Source organism: Mycobacterium sp. 1164985.4 (assembly GCF_001668575.1).
Taxonomy (GTDB): Bacteria; Actinomycetota; Actinomycetes; order Mycobacteriales; family Mycobacteriaceae; genus Mycobacterium.
The window spans coordinates 184740-202846 of record NZ_LZMD01000111.1 but is presented as its reverse complement, the minus strand read 5'-3'; the positions used below and the strand labels follow the sequence as shown (position 1 = coordinate 202846).

Below are 18107 nucleotides of genomic sequence, written 5' to 3'. Positions count from 1 at the left end.
CGGGCAGGACGACCACACTGAACTTTCGGAGCTTTTACTTGTCTGTGCAATCCCCCTGTGGCACAACCGTGCCCACGTTCGCTGACCTCGGCCTCCCGAAGACCGTCGTCGACACTCTGGCTGCCAACGGCATCGACTCGCCCTTCCCCATTCAGGCCGCGACGCTGCCCGACTCGGTGGCAGGCCGCGACGTTCTCGGCCGCGGTCGCACCGGATCCGGGAAGACGTACGCCTTTTTGCTGCCCGTGGTGACGAGGCTCACTGCGAACCCGTCGAAGCGCGTCCCCGGCCGTCCGCGGGCGCTCATCCTCGCGCCGACCCGCGAACTGGCCGCTCAGATCAGCGCGTCGTTGGCGCCGCTGGCGGCGGCCACCAACCTGCGCTCGGTGACGATCATCGGCGGCGTCGGACCCAATCCTCAGATCGCGGCGCTGCGCCAGGGTGTCGACATCGTGATCGCCTGCCCGGGCCGGCTCGAAGATCACGTCAAGTCCCGCCACGCCGACCTGTCGGCCGTCGAGATCACCGTGCTGGACGAGGCCGACCACATGGCCGACCTCGGCTTCCTTCCCCCGGTGAAGCGACTGCTGGACAAGACCCCTCGCAACGGACAGCGGATGCTGTTCTCGGCCACCCTCGACGGAGGCGTCGACGTGCTGGTGAAGCGCTACCTGAACAATCCCGTTGTGCACAGCGTCGATTCGGAGCAGTCGCCGGTCACCGCGATGGAGCACCACGTACTGCACGTCGACAAGGCGTCCCGTTTGGCCGTGCTCGCCGACCTCGCCGCATCGCCGGGCCGGACGATCGTCTTCGCGCGCACCAAGCACGGCGCCAAGAACCTTGCCCGGCAGCTGAACTCGCGTGGCGTGCCCGCGGTCGAGTTGCACGGCAACCTGTCGCAGAACGCGCGGACCCGTAACCTCGCCGCGTTCTCCGACGGTTCGGCGACCGTGCTGGTCGCCACCGACATCGCCGCGCGCGGCATCCACGTCGACCACGTCAGCCTCGTGGTGCACGCGGACCCGCCCGTCGAGCACAAGGCGTACCTGCACCGCTCGGGCCGAACGGCACGCGCCGGGGCCGACGGCACGGTGGTCACGCTGATGCTCGACGAGCAGGTGTCCGATGTGCGGCAGCTGACCCGCAAGGCCGGCGTCAAGCCGACGATCACCCGCTTCAGCGGCTCGTCGCATCCGGTGCTCAACGAAATCGCCCCCGGCGCTCGGGCTTTCGGCGACCCGATCGTCGCCAGCCGTCCCGAGCCCACACGCCCGCACCAGCCATCGTCTCCGAGGGGTCGACAGCAGCGGCGGCGACGCCCGCAGCGCTCGCGTCGTCCGGCGAACGCCTAACGCTTGGCCACGATCTCGGCCAGCAACGCGACGACCACACCGAACGCGAAGTACAGCGGCACCAGCCACGGTGCGACACCGAAGAGGCCGTCGCAGGCTGGGTGATACGCGAACAGGCCCGCCTCGGCAATGACGATCTCGACGACGGGCCCGATGACCGCGGCCAGCACGCCGCACACGACCGCCGGGCCGTCGCCCAGTGCACACCAGGTGATGGTCGCGAGCGTGACGATCAGCGCAGTGGCCGGAACGGCGGGTGCGACAGCCCGTCTCGCAGCCGCAACTTCATCGCAGGGACGCTACCGATTCCGCGGCGCGGTCAGATGATGTATCGCTCGGCAAACTGCGGCAGGAGTTCCATGGACTGCCGGCCAGGATTACGGCCGAATGCGGTGAGTTTTGGTTATCGAACTGTAACAAGTGCCGGAGTGATCTTCGCCGAAGCGTGGGTATCCGGACATCACTCCGGAAGGGGTGTCGCAATGAGATCAGGCGAATGCTCACGGTTCACAACCCAGACGTGTGCGCGACACCCACATGGCAGCCGCAGAGGAGTCAGCCGTGCATGGCGGGCGACGTTATGGAGTTGCGAACGTCTCGGCACTAAGCGGCCGGCAGTCCATTTCTGGTGCGATCACTGCGGTACGAATCACCAGAACCGCTTGATCGTCGCGGAGTGCCTCCGGCTGTCGGCCAACGGTCCCGACTGGCCAGACCTCGGCACGTAGACACACACCGCCAGTCATTCGCCGACCTGCGGCAGCTCGTCGGCGGCTATTTCGCACGGCGTCCCGGCGGTGGGCGGCTCAGCCGGCACGGCTAACGGTTCCGGCGGCACCGGCGGTTCCGGCGGCACCGTCGCCGCGGGCGGTTCCTCAACGGGTGCCTCAGCCACCTCAGCGGGCGCAGCGGTGCATACCGGCTCCTCGACCGTCGGCTCAACGGAGTCCTCCGGTTGCGCCCCAGCTTCTTCGTTTTCCTCGTCTTCGTTTTCTTCGTCTTCCTCGGCCAACTTCTCGTCGTCTGACCCCTCATTCAGCGTGCCGATGTCGGGCTCCGTCGGATCGTCGAGACCGCCGTCCAGCGCGCCCTCGCCCAGAAGGCCGCCGAGCAGCTCAGCGAGCTGCTGGCCGAAACCCGAGAACGCACCGCCGAGGTCGGGCACTCCCCCGCCGAGCGAGGGCAATGCCGGAGCTGCGGACTCGGGCGGCGGTGGCGGCGTCACGGCCGGCGGTGGCGTTCCGGCCAGGGGCGGCGGCGTTGCGGACAGCGCGGGTAGCGCCGGTGACACAACAGGCGCGGCCCATCCGGCAGGCGTGACGGGAGCGGGCGCCACGCCCGCCGCGGCGGGTGGCGCGGAAACGCCCGTTGCGGCCGGTGTCGCGGAGATGCCCGTCGCGGCCGGGCCGAGCTGGCCGGGGACGTCGAACACCGCGCCTATCTCGGGCGCGAGCTGCGCCGTCACCGCTTCGTAGGCCGCCTCGATCGCATCGGTGGCCGCCCGCATTGCCGCGAGCCAGTCACCGCTGATCACGGTGTCCACGAACGGCTTCACCTCGTGATCCACCAACTCACTGGCGACCGCCCGATCGCCGGCCCCCATGGTGACGGTCTGCGCCGCCGCCAACCAGTCGGCACGCCGGGCTTGCACGCCGTCGCCGATGGCCGTCACCTTCGCGACTTTGTCATCCACCGTGGTCCACAGGCGCTCGCGCAGATCCGCGAGCGCGGACGCGGCGGTCTGGACCGCCGTCGCGGCAACGGTCGCTGCCTGCCCGTGGCGGCGCAAGAACTCGCGGGATGCGCTCGCCCCCGCCCCCTGCCATGCCGTCGAGAGCGCCTCCAGCTGAGCTTCGTGGCGTGCGAGTGCATCCTCTGCCGCCGTCACCGCCGATTGCAGTGCCGCACAGTCTGTCCCGAGAGCGCCGAGGTCCAAACCGTCCTCGGCGGCGTACCAGTAACGTACCTGGCCGGGATGCGCTGTCAGGTCCGGATGTCGGTAGCCGAGGCACTGACACGCTAAGACGTACTGCTCGAGATCGGCGACACCGGGTGCCCCGTCGGCCAAACGCGCTGTGGCGTCGAAACTCTCAGTCATGTCACCCCAACCGTCCCGCGACTTGTGCGTCGACTTCGGTGTAACGCTCGACGGAGGCCCGCAGCGCGGAAGCGATCTCGGCCGACGCGCGCGACCACGCGCGCAACTGGTTCACGACATCCTCGACCGCCGAACGCACCGCGTCGCCGTGTGCGACATACGATCGGCCCGCAACGGCCCCGCCGAACGCCAAGCCGCTCAGATGCGTTCGCACGGTGGCATCGACGATGTCGGCTGTGCTCTGGTACTGCCGCGCCACGCTCAGCAGCGCGGCGGCGTCGACACGTGATGCGTCCATATAGGAGTTCGACGCGCGACGACGGCGGCCGGTTCCACCTCAGCGTTGTGCGCTGACCTGCTCGGCCACCCGTACCGCGAGTTGGCGCGCGGTGTCCTCGTCGGCCGCTTCCACCATCACGCGCACAACTTGCTCGGTTCCCGAGGGGCGCAACAGAATTCGACCGGTATCACCGAGTTCGGCCTCGACCTCGGCGACCGCGGTACGAACCGAAGGCGCGTCGGCGACCGTCGTCTTGTCCGCCACCTGGACGTTGATCAGGACCTGGGGCAGTGTCCGCATCGGCTCGGCCAGGACCGCCAGCGGGGAACGGGTCTGCGCCATCCGCGACATCAACCGCAGCCCGGTGACGATGCCGTCCCCCGTCGTGCCCAACGCGGGCATGACGATGTGCCCCGATTGTTCACCGCCGAGCGCGAATCCGCCGGCGCGCAACTCCTCGAGGACGTAGCGGTCCCCCACGCTGGTGGTGCAGACCTCGACGCCGGAGGCACGCATGGCCAGATGCAGGCCGAGGTTGCTCATCACGGTCGTCACCAGGGTGTTCGACGACAGTTCGCCGCTCTCCTGCATGGCCAGGGCGAGGATCACCATGATCGCGTCGCCGTCGATCACGCGACCGTGCGCGTCCACGGCCAGGCATCGGTCCGCGTCGCCGTCGTGCGCGATTCCCAGATCGGCTCGGTACGACACCACTGCGGACCGCAGGCTCTCCATATGCGTCGAGCCGCAGCGCTCGTTGATGTTCAGCCCATCGGGCTGGGCGTTGATGGTGATGACGTTGGCGCCCGCGGCGCGGTAGGCCTGCGGCGCGGCGGCCGATGCGGCGCCGTTGGCGCAGTCGACGACGACGGTCAGCTCGTCGAGCCTGGTGGTGACGGCCTTGCTGACATGTCGCAGATAGCGGTCCAGGGCGTCGTCGGCATCGACCACCCGACCGATCCGCGCGCCCGTGGGGCGCTCGCCGGGGCCCTGGCTGACCAGCTCCTCGATCCGGTCCTCGGTGGCGTCGTCGAGCTTGTGGCCGCCGGGCCCGAAGATCTTGATGCCGTTGTCGGGCATCGGATTGTGGGAGGCGCTGATCATGACGCCGAAATCGGCGTCGTAGGCGCTGGTCAGATAGGCGACGGCCGGGGTGGGCAGAATCCCGACGCGGAGAGCGTCGACGCCTTCGCTGGCCAGCCCTGCAATGACGGCGGCCTCGAGCATTTCCCCGCTCGCCCGCGGGTCGCGGCCGACGACGGCCACGCGTCTGGCGTGTCCACCAGCCGTCGCCAACCGGCGCGCCGCGGCGGAAGCGAGGGCCAATGCCAGCTCAGCGGTCAGATCCTGGTTGGCGACGCCGCGCACCCCGTCGGTGCCGAACAGTCGAGCCATGCCGACAAACTTCTCACAGATGCCCGCCGGAGAGCCAACCGCGCGTGTCGGGGGCCGTGCCGTCGCCGAATCGGTACCCAGACGCGACTCACCGCCCGCATCCGGGGCGATACGGGCGGTGAGCCATGGGTCGGGGCCTGCCGGTCAGCCTCCGAGAATGCCGAGAATCTGGTTCAGCAGATCGATGATCGGCTGCAGCGGATTCGGAGGCACGGGAAGTCCGCCGGCCAGCGAGCACAGCAGCGAACCGAGCAGACCGCCACCCGGATCGGCGGTGATGTTGAGGACGACCTGGTTGAGGTCAACGATCAGGCCGAGCAACTCCAGATGCAGCGGCCCCAGCACCAGGTTCAGGACGTCGCAGACGGCCTGCTGGCTAGCGAAGCGGACTCGGTCGTCCTGGCCGTTTCCGGTGGTGGCCGATGATGGCGCAGCTTCTCCGCCGGGTGCGGAGATCTCATTGACGGGCATCGAGAAGTCGGAGATGTTCACATCTTGGGCGGCACCCCGATCACCCGGTTGATTCCCCTGTTGCGGTTGGCCCGGCGAGACCAGCTTGCCGGTCAGCTGACCGGTCAACGCGATGCCGGTGTTCGACGAGGTCGCGCCGTTGTCGTCGGCTGTGGCCGGTCCGGACTGTTGGGTCACTTCCTTGGCCGCCGTGGCCACGAACTGCCCGTTGAACTTGACCCCGTTCGGGCCGGTCCCCTGCACCTGGACAACGTTCTTCTTGCCCACGCCCGGCGGTTGCGCTACCGACGTTCCGAGCCCGGTGACACCCCCCACCAGCACCAACATTGCGGCGCTCACCAAGACGGTGAGCAAACGCGTCATGAGAATTTTCATGATCACTCCATTCATATTTCTCAGGAAGCAGCGACCCGGCCCCCCGACTGCTCCTGACGTCACGCCGGTGGCGGTAATGGACCGCCCTGCGCGCAGCATCCGTGCTCCCGCGCAGGTGGTTCCACTTGACGACGGAGACGAAACGGCAATTGTCGATAAAATTTTCGTCTGCGTAAGTATGTCGACCCTGCCTAATTAGCTATGCAGTCAATATCAAGCGCATTGCCCCAAGACCCAGCGCAATTAGCTGATCACACAAATGTTCACCGGCCAGCAAAAAGTTTTTTCAGCGCCGTTGACGCCACCGAACCCCCCGGAAACGACTCGCCGCCCGCATCCGGGCGGATGCGGGCGGCGAGGTTGCGGTCTTAGCTGCCGCCGTTCTCGGCGGTCGGGGCAGCCGTCGGCGGGGTCGTCGGCGTCTCGGACGTCGGCGTCGCCTCATGCTGGCGGTCCTGACCCGGTGCATTCTCGGAGTGACCCGGTCCGTTCTGCTGGATCGCGACCGTGCCGAGGGTGTTCGTGCACACCGTCTGATCGGTGCCCTCGGTGTCGGCGGCCTGCGCCAACGCGTTGACCGAGTTCACATCGGTGTGGCACACATCGGCGGCAATCTGCGCCGCGGCGGTCACGTCGACGTCCTCGAGGACACCGGCGTTCCCGAACGAGACGTTGACTCGGCTGTCGTTAGCCGTGTCCGGCTGCGCCATAGCCATACCCATGCCAGCTGTAAAGAGCAGCGATCCGCCCAACAGGGCGCCTGCGGTCAACTTCTTCGCGTTCTGCATCCATCACTCCTTTTCAGTCCGGAGGCGACGATCCGGTCCCCCACGAGGGGCGACTGGGTCGTATCGGTGGCAGTTGCGGTCTGCCGCGCGTGCAGCGCCGCCGCCTCCAACCCCGGTGCATTTACGACGGGAGGGCAAGCGAAACCGGATTTCGTCGAATTGTGAGATAGCCCGCAGCGGGTCTTGAATACAAAACCGCCGGGCGTGCAGTGCACACCCGGCGGTTTCTCGGTTTGATCAGCGCTTGCTGTACTGAGGAGCCTTACGGGCCTTCTTCAGGCCGTACTTCTTGCGCTCGATGGCCCGCGGGTCGCGGGTCAGGAAGCCGGCCTTCTTCAGCGCGGGCCGGTCCTCGGGCTGCACCAGGATCAGCGCCCTGGCGATCGCCAGACGCAGCGCGCCGGCCTGTCCGGACGGTCCGCCACCGTCGAGGTGGGCGTAGATGTCGAAGCTGTCCACCCGGTCGACGGTGACCAGCGGGGCCTTGATGAGCTGCTGGTGAACCTTGTTCGGGAAGTAGTCCTCGAGGCTGCGTCCGTCCAGGTTGAACTGCCCCGTTCCGGGAACCAGGCGCACCCGCACGACCGCCTCCTTGCGGCGGCCGACGGTCTGGATCGGGCGGTCGATGAAGACGGGCTCGCGAGGGGTCGCCTCGACGGCGGCCTCGGTCACGGCATCAGTGTTGTCATCGGTCGTCTCAACTGGCTGAGTCACTGGGCCACCTGCTTGATCTCGTATGGAATCGGCTGCTGGGCGGTGTGCGGATGATCCGGCCCGACATAGACGCGCAGCTTCTTTTTGACCTGGCGGCCGAGCTTCGTGTGGGGAATCATGCCCAGGATCGCGCGTTCGACGACCCGGTCGGCGTGCTTCTCCATCTCCTGAGCGAGCGAGCGCTTGCGCAGACCACCGGGATAACCCGAGTGGCGGTAGAAGAACGTGCGGTCCGCCTTGTTACCGGCGATGGCGATTTTCTCGGCGTTGATGATGATGACGAAGTCGCCACCATCGACATTCGGCGTGTATGTCGGCTTGTGCTTGCCGCGCAGCAATGTGGCTGCTGCGACGGCGAGCCGGCCGAGCACCACGTCGGTGGCGTCGATGACATACCATGAACGTGTGGTGTCACCCGCCTTCGGCGTGTACGTAGGCACAGCGCTACCTCTCCTCTATCGGGTTTCGAGTCCCGGTGACCCGGGTGCCGGTCAGGCGTATTCGGTGGGGCTGATCTCGGCGACCGACGTTGACCCGAGAACCCGTGCTTACCGCACGCCAACGAGGCAGCTTACCTGGACGCGTCGTCGCAGGTCAAAACGTGCATCAGCCCTCGCGCTCCAACTATAGGGAAATCCCTGATTCCTTTTCCTTCCCGTCGCCTTAGCGTCGTCGCCGGGGAGACAGCAAACCGGCCGTCTCACGTCCGATTGTCCAAGATCTCAACGGAGTGAAAATGATTCGTGGCTTGATCGTTGCCGCATTCGTCGTCGCGGCAACCGCCGCCGGGGCCGCCACCGCATCGGCGGACACGTACTACAAGAACTGCAGCGCCGCCCGCGAGGCTGGCGTGGCGCCGATCATGCAGGGCGAGGACGGTTACGCCCCGCACCTGGACCGCGACGGCGACGGAATCGCCTGCGAGTAGTCGACGGTGATGCGCCACCGTGGCCGCTCTCCTCGACCACGGTGGCGCGTACCGTGCGGTCGCCTGGCTCCCCTCCAGTCGGACCGCACAAACCTCTCGGCGTCAGAATCCCCACGCGCCGGCGGCGCTGCGGTCGGTCGCTGCCACGTCGTCGGCGCCGTCGCGGACCGCGTTGCCGAGACTGAACAGGATCTCGTTGAGCGCTCCGGCCGCCTGCTCCCATCGGGCCTGTTCGATGCGGTACGCGTCCGCCGCCTGGCGGGTCCACACCTCCTGAAGCGGCGCGATCTGTGCACGCAGCTCCTCGAGCGCGTTGTTCAGCCTCGCCGAGGTGGTGTGAATTTCCTGGCGGACGGTGTATTCGATCTCGTCGAAGTTGTACGACAACACGTTTTCCATGACCGGCCCTACAGGTGATTGGCCACCGCGCCGATGCGCTGCGAGTGGCTTTCGTTGGCTTCCCGCAGCGTCTGCTCGTTGAGCCGGATGGTCTCGGCGATGCGCTGTAGCGAGGCGTGCAGTTTCAGGGACTCGGCATTCCACCGGTCGACGACGTCGCGGAAGCGGGTCGCCGCGACGCCGCCCCAGACCGAGGGCGGCACAGCGCTCATCCGGCCGATGAACGACTGCAGCATGGCCCTGATTTCGTCGTTGCGTGTGTCGGTCTGATTGGCGACCGCCACCATCATGTCGAAATCGGTGTTGAGCGAACCGCCTTGCGGTGCTGTCATGGAAATCCTTTCATTCGGGCTCTGATTGATACGACGCATTGGGCGCCGGTCCGGTTCCACCCGATTTTTCAGGTGACCGCGTGCGCGGAGCTGATCGCTTGATCGCATACGTCGCGGACCCTGTCCTCGTCGCCCGGTGCGGTTTGACATCCGATGGCGATGCGAACACCGGCGTCGGCGAGAACGGTCCACGCGACGTGACGGTGGGCGCGGAGTTCGCGATAGGTCACGGCGGTTCTTCCCGCCCGAGAGTCGACCGGGTTGAAGTCGACGAAGACATCGCCGGGCTCGCCGGACAGAGCTTTGCGCAACGAGGCGGCGGTCTGCACGAGGTCCGCCTCGGGTGGGCCGACCGACTGGGTCAGGTGCAGCACGATGCCGTCGTCCGTCGGTGACGTGACTTGCACCCGAGCCGAACCCGGCCCGGTCGTGATGTGCTCCACCGGCCATCCTGCCGGCACCATCACCTGAACTCGGCCCTCCGCCAGCACGGTTGACGCGAGGTCCGGTGCTCGGTCACCACCACCGCGCAACCCCAAAGCGCCGCACACCGCCACCATCGACGCGACGGCACCGACCAGCACGGCCGTCCGCCGCGGTCGGGTCGGCTCGGGGACGGCCGTGGGGTCGGGTGTCGGCGGTGCCTGACGGATGGCGTCCTCGTCGACGGGGCGAGCCTCGATTCCGTTGTGCCGCAACTGAGTGAAGATTTCGTCGGTCAGCGGTCCACCGGCTCCGTCGATCAGCACTGGGTCCGCCGAACCCGCCGCTGCCACCACCTTCTCGACCACCTCGTGACCGATGTTGGCCATGACGACGGTCCGAGCGCCCGGACGGGTGACAACGATCAACTCCGGGGCGATTTCCACGACGGTGACTCGCGTGCGCCCCTGAAGCAGCGCTGCTCGTCCGATCACCTCGACGTCCGGTGCCGCCGTCGCGTGGCGCACGCGCTCGATCCGAGCGCTCGGCCACCATGTCGGGCAGACGAGGACGACGGTGTCGGCGTCGCACACCGCGACGCGCATCAGTTCGGTCCAGAGTTCCGTTACGGATACGGCGCGCTCGCCGACCAACACCAGTTCGTCGTCGATCGCGTCGAGCGCCGCTGAGACCAGTTCGGCGTCAGCCGGATTCGGGCCGCGAACCGCGGCCGGCCCTATCTCGACGACGGCGCGGCTCATGACGGCTTCACCCAGCCGATCTGGATGAGGCGCTCGCCGTCACCCCGAGCGATCAGCGTGCCGCGCCCCGGCGGCTGCGCCGACGGCCGAACCGACCCCAGCAGTACACCATCGTCAGGGCTCGCGCTCATCATCACGCCGAGGCATCCGATCTCACGCGTCCGAGAGAGAAGTGGATCGAACATCGCCCGCGCCGCGCCTCCGGACCGGCGGGCGACGATGATGTGCAGGCCGAGGTCGGCAGAGTGCGGCAGGAGGTCGGCGAGCGGGGTCAACGGGTTGCCGGTCCCGGCGGCCACCAGGTCGTAATCGTCGACCACGAGGAAGATCTCGGGCCCGGACCACCACGACCGGTCACGCAACTGCTGTTGCGTCACGTCCTCACCCGGCATCCGGGTTTCAAGCGTCGCAAGCAGTTTGGGCATACGTGTGGCCAACGCCGCGGGCGATGCCGCGTATCCCGTGAGGTGCCCGGATTCGACGACGCCGAGCAGCGAGCGTCGGAAGTCCACGATCTCCAGTCGCGCCTGCTCGACGGTTCGGGTCCGGACGATCTCGTGACACAGCAGTCGCAGCAGCGATGTCTTGCCGCAAGCACCCTCCCCGAGTACCAGCAGATGTGATTGCTCGGTGAAATCGATGCTCACCGGGCGTAAGTCACTCTCATCGAGACCGAGCACGATTTGCTGCCTGCACTGTGCCGGGCAAGTCGCGACCAGTTCGGAGTGATCCACCACTGTCGGAAGTAGCTCGATGCGGGGAGCACGCCGTCCGTTCCACCGCTTCCTGCATTGCTCGACGCTCACCGCCACCGCCTCACCCAGGCCTTCGGTTCCGGCCACGCCGTCCCAGCGCGGCAGCGCGATCGCCATCTCCCGACCGTCGACCGTGATCCCCCTTCCCGGCGGACAGTCGATCAACATGCGGGCCCGGCGGCGATCCATCTCGGACTCGGCCGGGTCGCCGAGCCGGAGTTCGATGCGCGTCGCGATCTGGTCCTTCAGCGCAGGCCGCAGTTCGGCCCATCGCGATGCGGTGATGACGACGTGCACGCCGAACGCGAGTCCCTGCGCGGCGATCGCGGTGATCGACGCCTCCAGCGATTCGAGATGCCGGCGTAGCTGACCCCAGCCGTCCACAACGAGAACCACGTCGCCGTAGGGGTCGTCGGCCGCGGCCGGTACGCGTGCGGCGCGCAGTGCGCGGTATTCGGCCATCGAACCGATACCCATTGCGCGAAACAGATTTTCCCTGGATCGGATCAGTGCTTCGACCACGGCGACGGTGCGACGGCACAAGTCGACATCGGCTTGGCTCGGTACCGCGCCAACCTGCGGGAGTCCCGCGAGCCCGGCCAGGGCGCCGCCACCGAAATCCAGGCAATAGAAGACGATCTCGTCGGGGCTGTGCGTCACGGCGAGCGCGAGGATCAGCGTTCGCACGGTAGTCGACTTACCCGACTGGGGTGCACCGACGATCGCAACGTGTCCGGCAGCCATCTGCGCGACGAGCAGATCGCGGCGCTGGTGGAAGGGATCGTCCACCAGCCCGATGGGGGCGCTGAGCGCGGGTCGGCCGCCGGGCGGGGTGATGAGGTCGAGCGTCGGAGGCGCGGCCAGCGGCGGCAACCACACGGGGTGCGCCGCCGCCCCTCGACCGGCGAGCTTTTCCAGCACGACCTCGAACACGGTGCGGGACTGCGCCGCGACGTGATGGTCCGGAACCGGTTCGGGTGTGGCGGTGAAGACCATCGGCTCTGGTTGCTGGTCATCCGAACACAGTTGGCGACACGGGCCGGAGACGAACCCCGTTTGGAACCGGGACAGGTCACCGTCGGCTGTCTTCAGCAGCGCCGCGCCTGGGGACAACGGAAGTGTGTGCGCGTCGGCGACGCCCAGCACGGCGCGGGATTCGCTCGCGGAGAAGGTCTTGAGGCAGATCCGGTATGACAAGTGGGTGTCCAGACCGCGGAGCCGCCCCTCGTCGAGCCGTTGACTGGCCAACAAGAGGTGAATGCCCAGTGATCGGCCCAGCCTGCCGATCGCGACGAACAGTTCGGCGAAGTCGGGATGTTGGCTCAGCAGCTCAGAGAACTCGTCGACGACGATGAACAGCGTGGGCAGGGGCGGCAATGCGCCGCCGCTTGCACGAGCCTGAGCGTAATCGGCGATGTTGGCGAAATTGCCTGCTGCGCGGAGCAATTCCTGCCTGCGGTGGACCTCACCGGCGAGCGCGTCGCTCATCCTCGCGACGAGGTGCACTTCGCCCGCCAGGTTCGTGATCACAGCGGCCACATGCCGCGCACGTTCCATGCCGAGGAACGTCGCACCGCCCTTGAAGTCGACGAGGACGAGGTTGAGCACCTCGGGCGGATGCATCGCGATCATGCCCAGGACCAATGTGCGCAACAGTTCGGACTTCCCGGACCCGGTGGCACCGACACACAGCCCGTGCGGGCCGATGCCGTCGCGGGCGGCCTCGTTGATGTCGATCCGGACCGGTGTTCCGTCGTCGGTGACGCCGATGGGCACCCCCCGCACCTGGCGCGTCTGCGCCCAGAGCGCCTCCGCGACAAGCTCGGCGGGGCGCTCGATGCGCATCAGATCGAACCAGCCGCCGCGGACCGGAGCGTCGTCGAGTCGGTGACCGGCCAACCGGCGCGCACACACCGTCGCCTGCACCAGCGTCATGAAGTCCGGCGTGCATTCGAGACCACCGCCGGCGGTCAACTTCTCGCCGTCGAGATGCATCCGCAGCACGTCGTCACCCGGGGAGATCCCGATCCCCAGGACCGTGACACCACCGGTCGCCGATGAGCGCCCGTGGCCGTCGACGACGACCACGAGGTGCTGCTGCGCCGACGGATGCGGCGAATGTCGATACTGAGGAAGCCATTTGAGCCACTCCCACTCGTAGCGCGTTCCGCGGTCGGTGAGGGCCGCGATCGCTATCGAATCGCTCGCGTGATGTGTCGCGAGTTGGCACACCATCGCCCGCACCAGTCCGCGGGCACGCTCGACGTCACCGTCCACCGCGATCACCGGGTGTCGGCGCAGCGGCACCGCAATCGGCATCTCACCGATGCTCGAGCGCTGCCGGATCAGTGCGCGCAGCGCGGACACCGTCACCGGGTCCTGCTCATCGACGCCGCCCAGGTCGGGCTCCGACAGCGGTGTGCGCAACGGCTGCTCGCCGACACCTACCCGGACGCAACAGAAGTCCGTGTCGGCGGGGCGCGGTCGCGCCATGAGCCGACCGCCCACTGATGCCCACAGCGACTCCGGCGCCGGGTAGCGCGAGAGCTGTTCGCGGCGTTGGTCCATCGCACTCGCGACGATCTCGTCGTCGAGCTCGTCGAGATAACGCAGGTAACTTCGCCGATTTCGGTCGATCTCAGCGGATCGTTCCGCCCCGCCCCTGGCGCCGTACACCAGCGTGCCGAGGACCGACATGACCATCATGGCCGGAAAGAACATGAACATCGGCGCCCGGCCGGCCGTGGCCCCCGACGTGAAGTACAGGGCCGTCATGCCGACGGTCGCGACAATCATGGCCAGCGGCAACAGGCGTGCGACGGGATTGGTTGACGACGCCTTCGGCAGCGCCGGTGGGGGTTTCACCACGAAACCGCGCGATTCAGTGGGCAACTCCATCGATGACTCGGACGCGGACGGACGGGATTCGGTTCCATCCACAGCCCGGAAAAGACGTGCAACGCGGCCAGCGTCGGGCGCGTTACGGTGACCACGCGGCGTCACAAGGGGGGATGCGGTGTCTGATTCACGCTGCCGGGTCAGCGTTCACGTCGACGACGTGGGCGCGACGAGCGCCGATCTGACGCTTCCGGGGCGGGTCTGCGTCGGCGACATGCTCCCGTCGATCATCGACCTGACCCGCGCCGGTCCGCGCGATCCCGCTCTGCGCTGGCGACTTCACCGAGTCGACGGATCGTCACTCGATGAGTCGCTGACCCTTCTGGACAACAACATTCGCGACGGCGAGCTGCTGTGGCTCAGCGCGGAGACCATTCCTGCGCCGGTCTTCGTCGATCGGGATCCCGGCGGTGCCGTCGCCCGGCTGCGACCGACGCACGACGGCGTCCCGGGCACGTTGTGTGTCGGAGGCAGCGTGGTCGCGGCCGGAATCGGTGGCATCGCGATCCTGACCTCGGGAAGTGGAGGTGCAGTTGTCGCCGGCGCCGCACTGACCGGGGCGATGATGACCGCCGCGCTGGTCGCGCGCCGCACCGCCCCGGAACCGTTGGTGTGCAGCGCTTTCAGCGCGTTGACCGCGATATCGGCCGCGGTGACGGGTGCGGTCGTGGTGCCTGACGGAGCCCTCGCCGCACATCTGCTGCTGGCGTCGGCGGCCGCGCTTACCGCCGCGGTCGTCTGCCTGCGCATCACGGGTCGCGGTCGCATCCCGCTCACCGCGATCGCCACCGCGTCCCTGCTGTGCAGTGCGGTTTCGGCCGCGTCAGTCGCGTGGCGTCTCGACGGTCTCGCCTCGGGCGCGTTGCTGGCGACGATCGCGCTGGTGACTGTCAGTTCATCGCCGAGGCTGGCGATCAAGCTCACCCGCGTCGGCTCCGATCCGCCGGAGGAGCGCCACGCGGCCCGAGCCCATGACCTGCTGACCGGCATTCTCACCGGGGCATCGACCGCCGCTGCCATCGCCACGGTGTTCCTCGGCCATGGCGCGCTGGCCGTGCGGCAGTTCTCCATCCCGGCTGCGGCGTTCGACGGCGTCGTCGGTGCGGCGCTGTTGTTGCGCACTCGTACGCATATCGGATCGGCCCGCCGTACCGCGCTGGGTGTATGCGGATTCGGCTCGCTCGCAGCAGGATTCGTGATCATGGTGGCGGCCATGCCGGGTCACGCACACTGGCTCGGCGCCATGGCCGCTGTCGCGGGCACCGGATTCCTGATCCCGTTTCTCCAGATCGCGCCCGGTCTGGTCGCACGCCGCGCGGTCGAACTGGCCGAGTACGCGACGCTCGCGGCGGTCATCCCGCTGAGCTGCTGGATCGCCGGGGTGTTCGGTCTTGTCCGCGGCCTGGCCCTGGCGTGAGACGCGTACTTCCCCTCGCCCTCGCCGTGGCGTTCGCCTCGGCCCCACTGACGGGCGCCTCCACGGCGGCAGCGATAACCCCACCGTCGGTGGACAAGTCACTGCTCCCCCCATCTCAGTCGCCGGTTCCCCCGCGACCCACCGTGCAGACGGAGGCGTGCACGATCGCTCAGAAAGCGTCGCTCGGCGGCGAAGTCGGCGGCCAACTCGACGACCTCGATCTGCAGTCGGTGTGGCCACTCACACGTGGAGCCGGGCAGACCGTCGCGGTTATCGACACCGGTGTGGCGCGCCACCGCATGCTTCCGCGTCTGCTTCCAGGCGGCGACTACGTGTCGAGTGGCGACGGCACCGAGGACTGCGACGGTCATGGAACGATCGTCGCGGGCATCGTCGGCGCCACACCGGGTTCCGCCGACGCGAACGCTTTCAGCGGTGTCGCACCTGAAGCCGCGATCATCGGTATTCGGCAGTCGAGCGCCAGGTTCAGCGAGGAAGGCGCTCCGACATCCGGTTTCGGAGACGTCGATACGCTCGCGCGCGCGGTGCGCACCGCGGCGGACATGGGCGCGACCGTGATCAACATCTCGACCGTTGCCTGCGTACCTGTCGGCACGCCGCTCGACGACGGTGCCCTGGGCGCCGCGCTGGCCTACGCAGTGGACGTGAAGAACGTCGTCGTCGTGGCCGCGGCGGGCAATGTGGGCGGCGCCGGACAGTGCGAGCACCAGAACCCTACGCCACCGGGTCGACCGGACTGGAACGACGTCAAAGCGGTGGTCAGCCCCGCCTGGTATGACGACCATGTGCTGACGGTCGGGTCGCTCGGATCCGACGGTGCGCCTTCGTCATTCACCTTGGCGGGTCCCTGGGTCGACGTCGCCGCCCCCGGCGAGCGGGTGGTGTCGCTGGATCGTGACGGCGACGGCCTCGTCGCTACGACTCCGACGGTTTCGGGTGGGAAGCCGCTCGCGGGAACCAGTTACGCCGCACCCGTGGTCACGGGTGCCGTCGCACTACTGCGGTCGCGCTCACCGCAGTTGACCGCCCGGGAGGTCATGCGGCGCATCGAGGACACGGCACGCCACCCCGCCGCGGGGTGGGACCCGCTGGTCGGTCACGGCGTCGTCGATGTGCTGGCGGCGGTGACGGGCGGCGCCCCACCCCGCGCGCACTCCGACCATCCGGTGACGGTATCGCTGACCCGGCCGTCTCCGGCAGACGAACAGGCGGCGGGTGTCGCGGTGCGGGGCGCAGTCGTCTGCCTGACGGCGGCAACCGCCATCACCGCGATGACGTTGTCGGCCAGACGGTTACGGCGCTCCGGTCCCGTCCCGCGCGACTGAGGCGGCCTCGACGCTCAGCTCCGGCCCGCGCGGCAGCCTGGCCAGCAGCGGCCACGGGGCGGGCACCGGGTCGCCGGTCAGACCGAGACGCCGCGCCGTCTCGTCGTCGCGGATGCCGAAGACCACCCCGGCATCGTTGACCAAGAACAGGGTTCCGGTGCGTGCACCGTCACCGCTCACCCCCGCCGCTCGCACATATGCGCTGCGGCCACCACTCATCGCAAAGCCGTCGATCGCGGCGCCGTCGTCGTCAGCCTGTGCCAGCCGCACTGTGGGCGCATCCGGTACTGCGTCGACGGCGATCGTATCGGTTACAACGGACTTCGCGTTCGCCGACCAGAACCACCGTCCGCACACCACCGGATCGTCGATCGGATCGGCGCGTTCGGGGAAGTGTCCGACGGGCAGATCGTCCACGACGGGGACGGTGCCGATGATGCCCGGCTCGACGGTGACGATCTCGTGCGCCTGCTGAGGCTGAGTGAATCGAATGAGATCGGCTGCCACCATCCCGATCCGCTGCACTCCCGTTCCCAGCACCACGTAGTGCTCCCACGACTCGGCACGCGGCACCCGGACCACGGCGCCGATGCGCAACCCGTGCAACGGCGCCGGCGCGGGCGCACCGGCGTCGCGGATGGCAGGCGCCTTGATCTCGGGCACCTCCGGCACGGTGTCGAGCAATGCGCGCGCAACCGGCCGCGGCACAACGCCGTCGAGCCCGAGCGCATGGACGACGGCCGGGCTGCGCATGTCGACGTTTGCGCGCCGGCCGCCGAAAAGCAGGTACGTTTGCGCCTCGCCTGCTGCGCTGACCAGTACGCCATCCTCCGCGGCGCGGGTGTCGCCGACGAACCCCACGAATACGGTCGATAGCCCCGAATCGTCCTCGCACACCATCCATGTCGATTCGTCGCCGGTCAGCGGCGAGCCCACCGCATCGGGAGCGCCCGGAATGCCGAGTGTCGCGCCCCGCGGCGCGGCCTCGACGGCCGAGCTGTTGACCAGCCGGGGCTTGGCGGGCGAACCGCTGACCAACCGGGCCGAAGCGAGGTTCGGCACCGGGTGCAGAGTCCGGTCGACCCGCACGTACAGCGCGCCGCTGTCGCGCACCATCACGATCGGGTCGTCGCCGAGTGCCCCTCGCGGCTGCAGGAACGCCAGGACGGCGGCCACCCCGAGTCCGACGACGGCAAGGATCGAACCAGCGAGCAGCGAAAACGCCTGTGCGCGCAGGGGATCGTCGATCATCCGCACATCGCCGCGAACCAGTGCGTGCTCCAAGCGCCGCAGCAGGAACCGGTGCGCGCTGATCTGCACGCCGGTGGTCGATCGCCCCGTCATCACTCCCCCGCGCAAAGCTTAAGGCCCG

The 18107-nt window shown here is 68.2% G+C and carries 17 protein-coding genes; 4 read left to right on the top strand and 13 right to left on the bottom strand.

Going from position 1 to position 18107, the window contains the following annotated elements; all coding sequences use genetic code 11:
* The first annotated feature begins 68 nt into the window (after positions 1-68).
* The gene (locus A5650_RS25360) at positions 69-1355 is read left to right on the top strand and encodes a DEAD/DEAH box helicase (protein ID WP_067298510.1); all 1287 of its coding nucleotides are present in this window, start codon (positions 69-71) and stop codon (positions 1353-1355) included.
* On the opposite strand, the gene A5650_RS25355 is transcribed toward A5650_RS25360, so the two are convergent.
* From A5650_RS25355 to rplM, 8 genes are all read right to left on the bottom strand, one after another.
* Positions 1352-1525 carry a hypothetical protein gene (locus tag A5650_RS25355; RefSeq protein WP_197501982.1) on the bottom strand — a complete coding sequence of 58 codons (174 nt, stop codon included), beginning with the start codon at positions 1523-1525 and terminating at the stop codon, positions 1352-1354. The genes A5650_RS25360 and A5650_RS25355 overlap by 4 nt on opposite strands.
* A 572-nt stretch (positions 1526-2097) precedes the next feature.
* The gene (locus A5650_RS25350; RefSeq protein WP_067298509.1) at positions 2098-3453 is read right to left on the bottom strand and encodes a hypothetical protein; all 1356 of its coding nucleotides are present in this window, start codon (positions 3451-3453) and stop codon (positions 2098-2100) included.
* Between the two features lies 1 nt (position 3454).
* The gene (locus tag A5650_RS25345; protein WP_067298508.1) at positions 3455-3751 is read right to left on the bottom strand and encodes a DUF7162 family protein; all 297 of its coding nucleotides are present in this window, start codon (positions 3749-3751) and stop codon (positions 3455-3457) included.
* A gap of 39 nt (positions 3752-3790) precedes the next feature.
* Positions 3791-5128, bottom strand: a complete 1338-nt coding sequence (gene glmM, locus A5650_RS25340) for a phosphoglucosamine mutase (RefSeq protein ID WP_067298507.1) — start codon at positions 5126-5128, stop codon at positions 3791-3793.
* 144 nt (positions 5129-5272) lie between these two features.
* Positions 5273-5974, bottom strand: a complete 702-nt coding sequence (locus A5650_RS27230) for a hypothetical protein (RefSeq protein ID WP_197501981.1) — start codon at positions 5972-5974, stop codon at positions 5273-5275.
* Positions 5975-6342: 368 nt separating this feature from the next.
* Complete coding sequence (locus A5650_RS25330; RefSeq protein WP_067298505.1) at positions 6343-6762, bottom strand: hypothetical protein; 420 nt, start codon at positions 6760-6762, stop codon at positions 6343-6345.
* A gap of 237 nt (positions 6763-6999) precedes the next feature.
* The gene (rpsI, locus tag A5650_RS25325; RefSeq protein ID WP_067298540.1) at positions 7000-7434 is read right to left on the bottom strand and encodes a 30S ribosomal protein S9; all 435 of its coding nucleotides are present in this window, start codon (positions 7432-7434) and stop codon (positions 7000-7002) included.
* A 38-nt stretch (positions 7435-7472) separates the two neighbouring features.
* Positions 7473-7916, bottom strand: coding sequence for a 50S ribosomal protein L13 (gene rplM / locus A5650_RS25320; RefSeq protein WP_067091191.1), 444 nt, complete (start codon positions 7914-7916; stop codon positions 7473-7475).
* Positions 7917-8212: 296 nt separating this feature from the next.
* On the opposite strand from rplM, the gene A5650_RS25315 reads away from it, so the two are divergent.
* Positions 8213-8404 carry an excalibur calcium-binding domain-containing protein gene (locus tag A5650_RS25315; protein WP_064413289.1) on the top strand — a complete coding sequence of 64 codons (192 nt, stop codon included), beginning with the start codon at positions 8213-8215 and terminating at the stop codon, positions 8402-8404.
* Between the two features lie 102 nt (positions 8405-8506).
* Here A5650_RS25315 and A5650_RS25310 read toward each other — a convergent pair whose 3' ends face one another.
* The 4 genes from A5650_RS25310 to eccCb form a co-directional block, all read right to left on the bottom strand.
* Positions 8507-8803: a WXG100 family type VII secretion target gene (locus A5650_RS25310; protein WP_067298504.1), complete on the bottom strand. Its 297-nt coding sequence runs from the start codon at positions 8801-8803 to the stop codon at positions 8507-8509.
* An 8-nt stretch (positions 8804-8811) separates the two neighbouring features.
* A complete protein-coding gene (locus A5650_RS25305) occupies positions 8812-9135 on the bottom strand; it encodes a WXG100 family type VII secretion target (RefSeq protein ID WP_067298503.1) in 324 nt (107 codons plus the stop codon).
* Positions 9136-9203: 68 nt separating this feature from the next.
* Positions 9204-10319, bottom strand: coding sequence for a type VII secretion-associated protein (locus A5650_RS25300; protein ID WP_067298502.1), 1116 nt, complete (start codon positions 10317-10319; stop codon positions 9204-9206).
* A complete protein-coding gene (gene eccCb / locus A5650_RS25295; protein WP_067298501.1) occupies positions 10316-13972 on the bottom strand; it encodes a type VII secretion protein EccCb in 3657 nt (1218 codons plus the stop codon). The genes A5650_RS25300 and eccCb overlap by 4 nt, the downstream gene beginning before the upstream one ends.
* A 118-nt stretch (positions 13973-14090) precedes the next feature.
* Between eccCb and eccD the strand changes: the two genes are divergently transcribed.
* Together eccD and mycP are read left to right on the top strand one after the other, a co-directional pair.
* Positions 14091-15389, top strand: a complete 1299-nt coding sequence (gene eccD / locus A5650_RS25290) for a type VII secretion integral membrane protein EccD (protein WP_082950940.1) — start codon at positions 14091-14093, stop codon at positions 15387-15389.
* Positions 15386-16735, top strand: a complete 1350-nt coding sequence (mycP, locus tag A5650_RS25285; protein ID WP_067298499.1) for a type VII secretion-associated serine protease mycosin — start codon at positions 15386-15388, stop codon at positions 16733-16735. Before eccD ends, mycP begins: the two co-directional genes overlap by 4 nt.
* On the opposite strand, the gene eccB is transcribed toward mycP, so the two are convergent.
* Positions 16703-18079, bottom strand: coding sequence for a type VII secretion protein EccB (eccB, locus tag A5650_RS25280; protein ID WP_067298539.1), 1377 nt, complete (start codon positions 18077-18079; stop codon positions 16703-16705). The genes mycP and eccB overlap by 33 nt on opposite strands.
* Positions 18080-18107 lie beyond the last annotated feature (28 nt).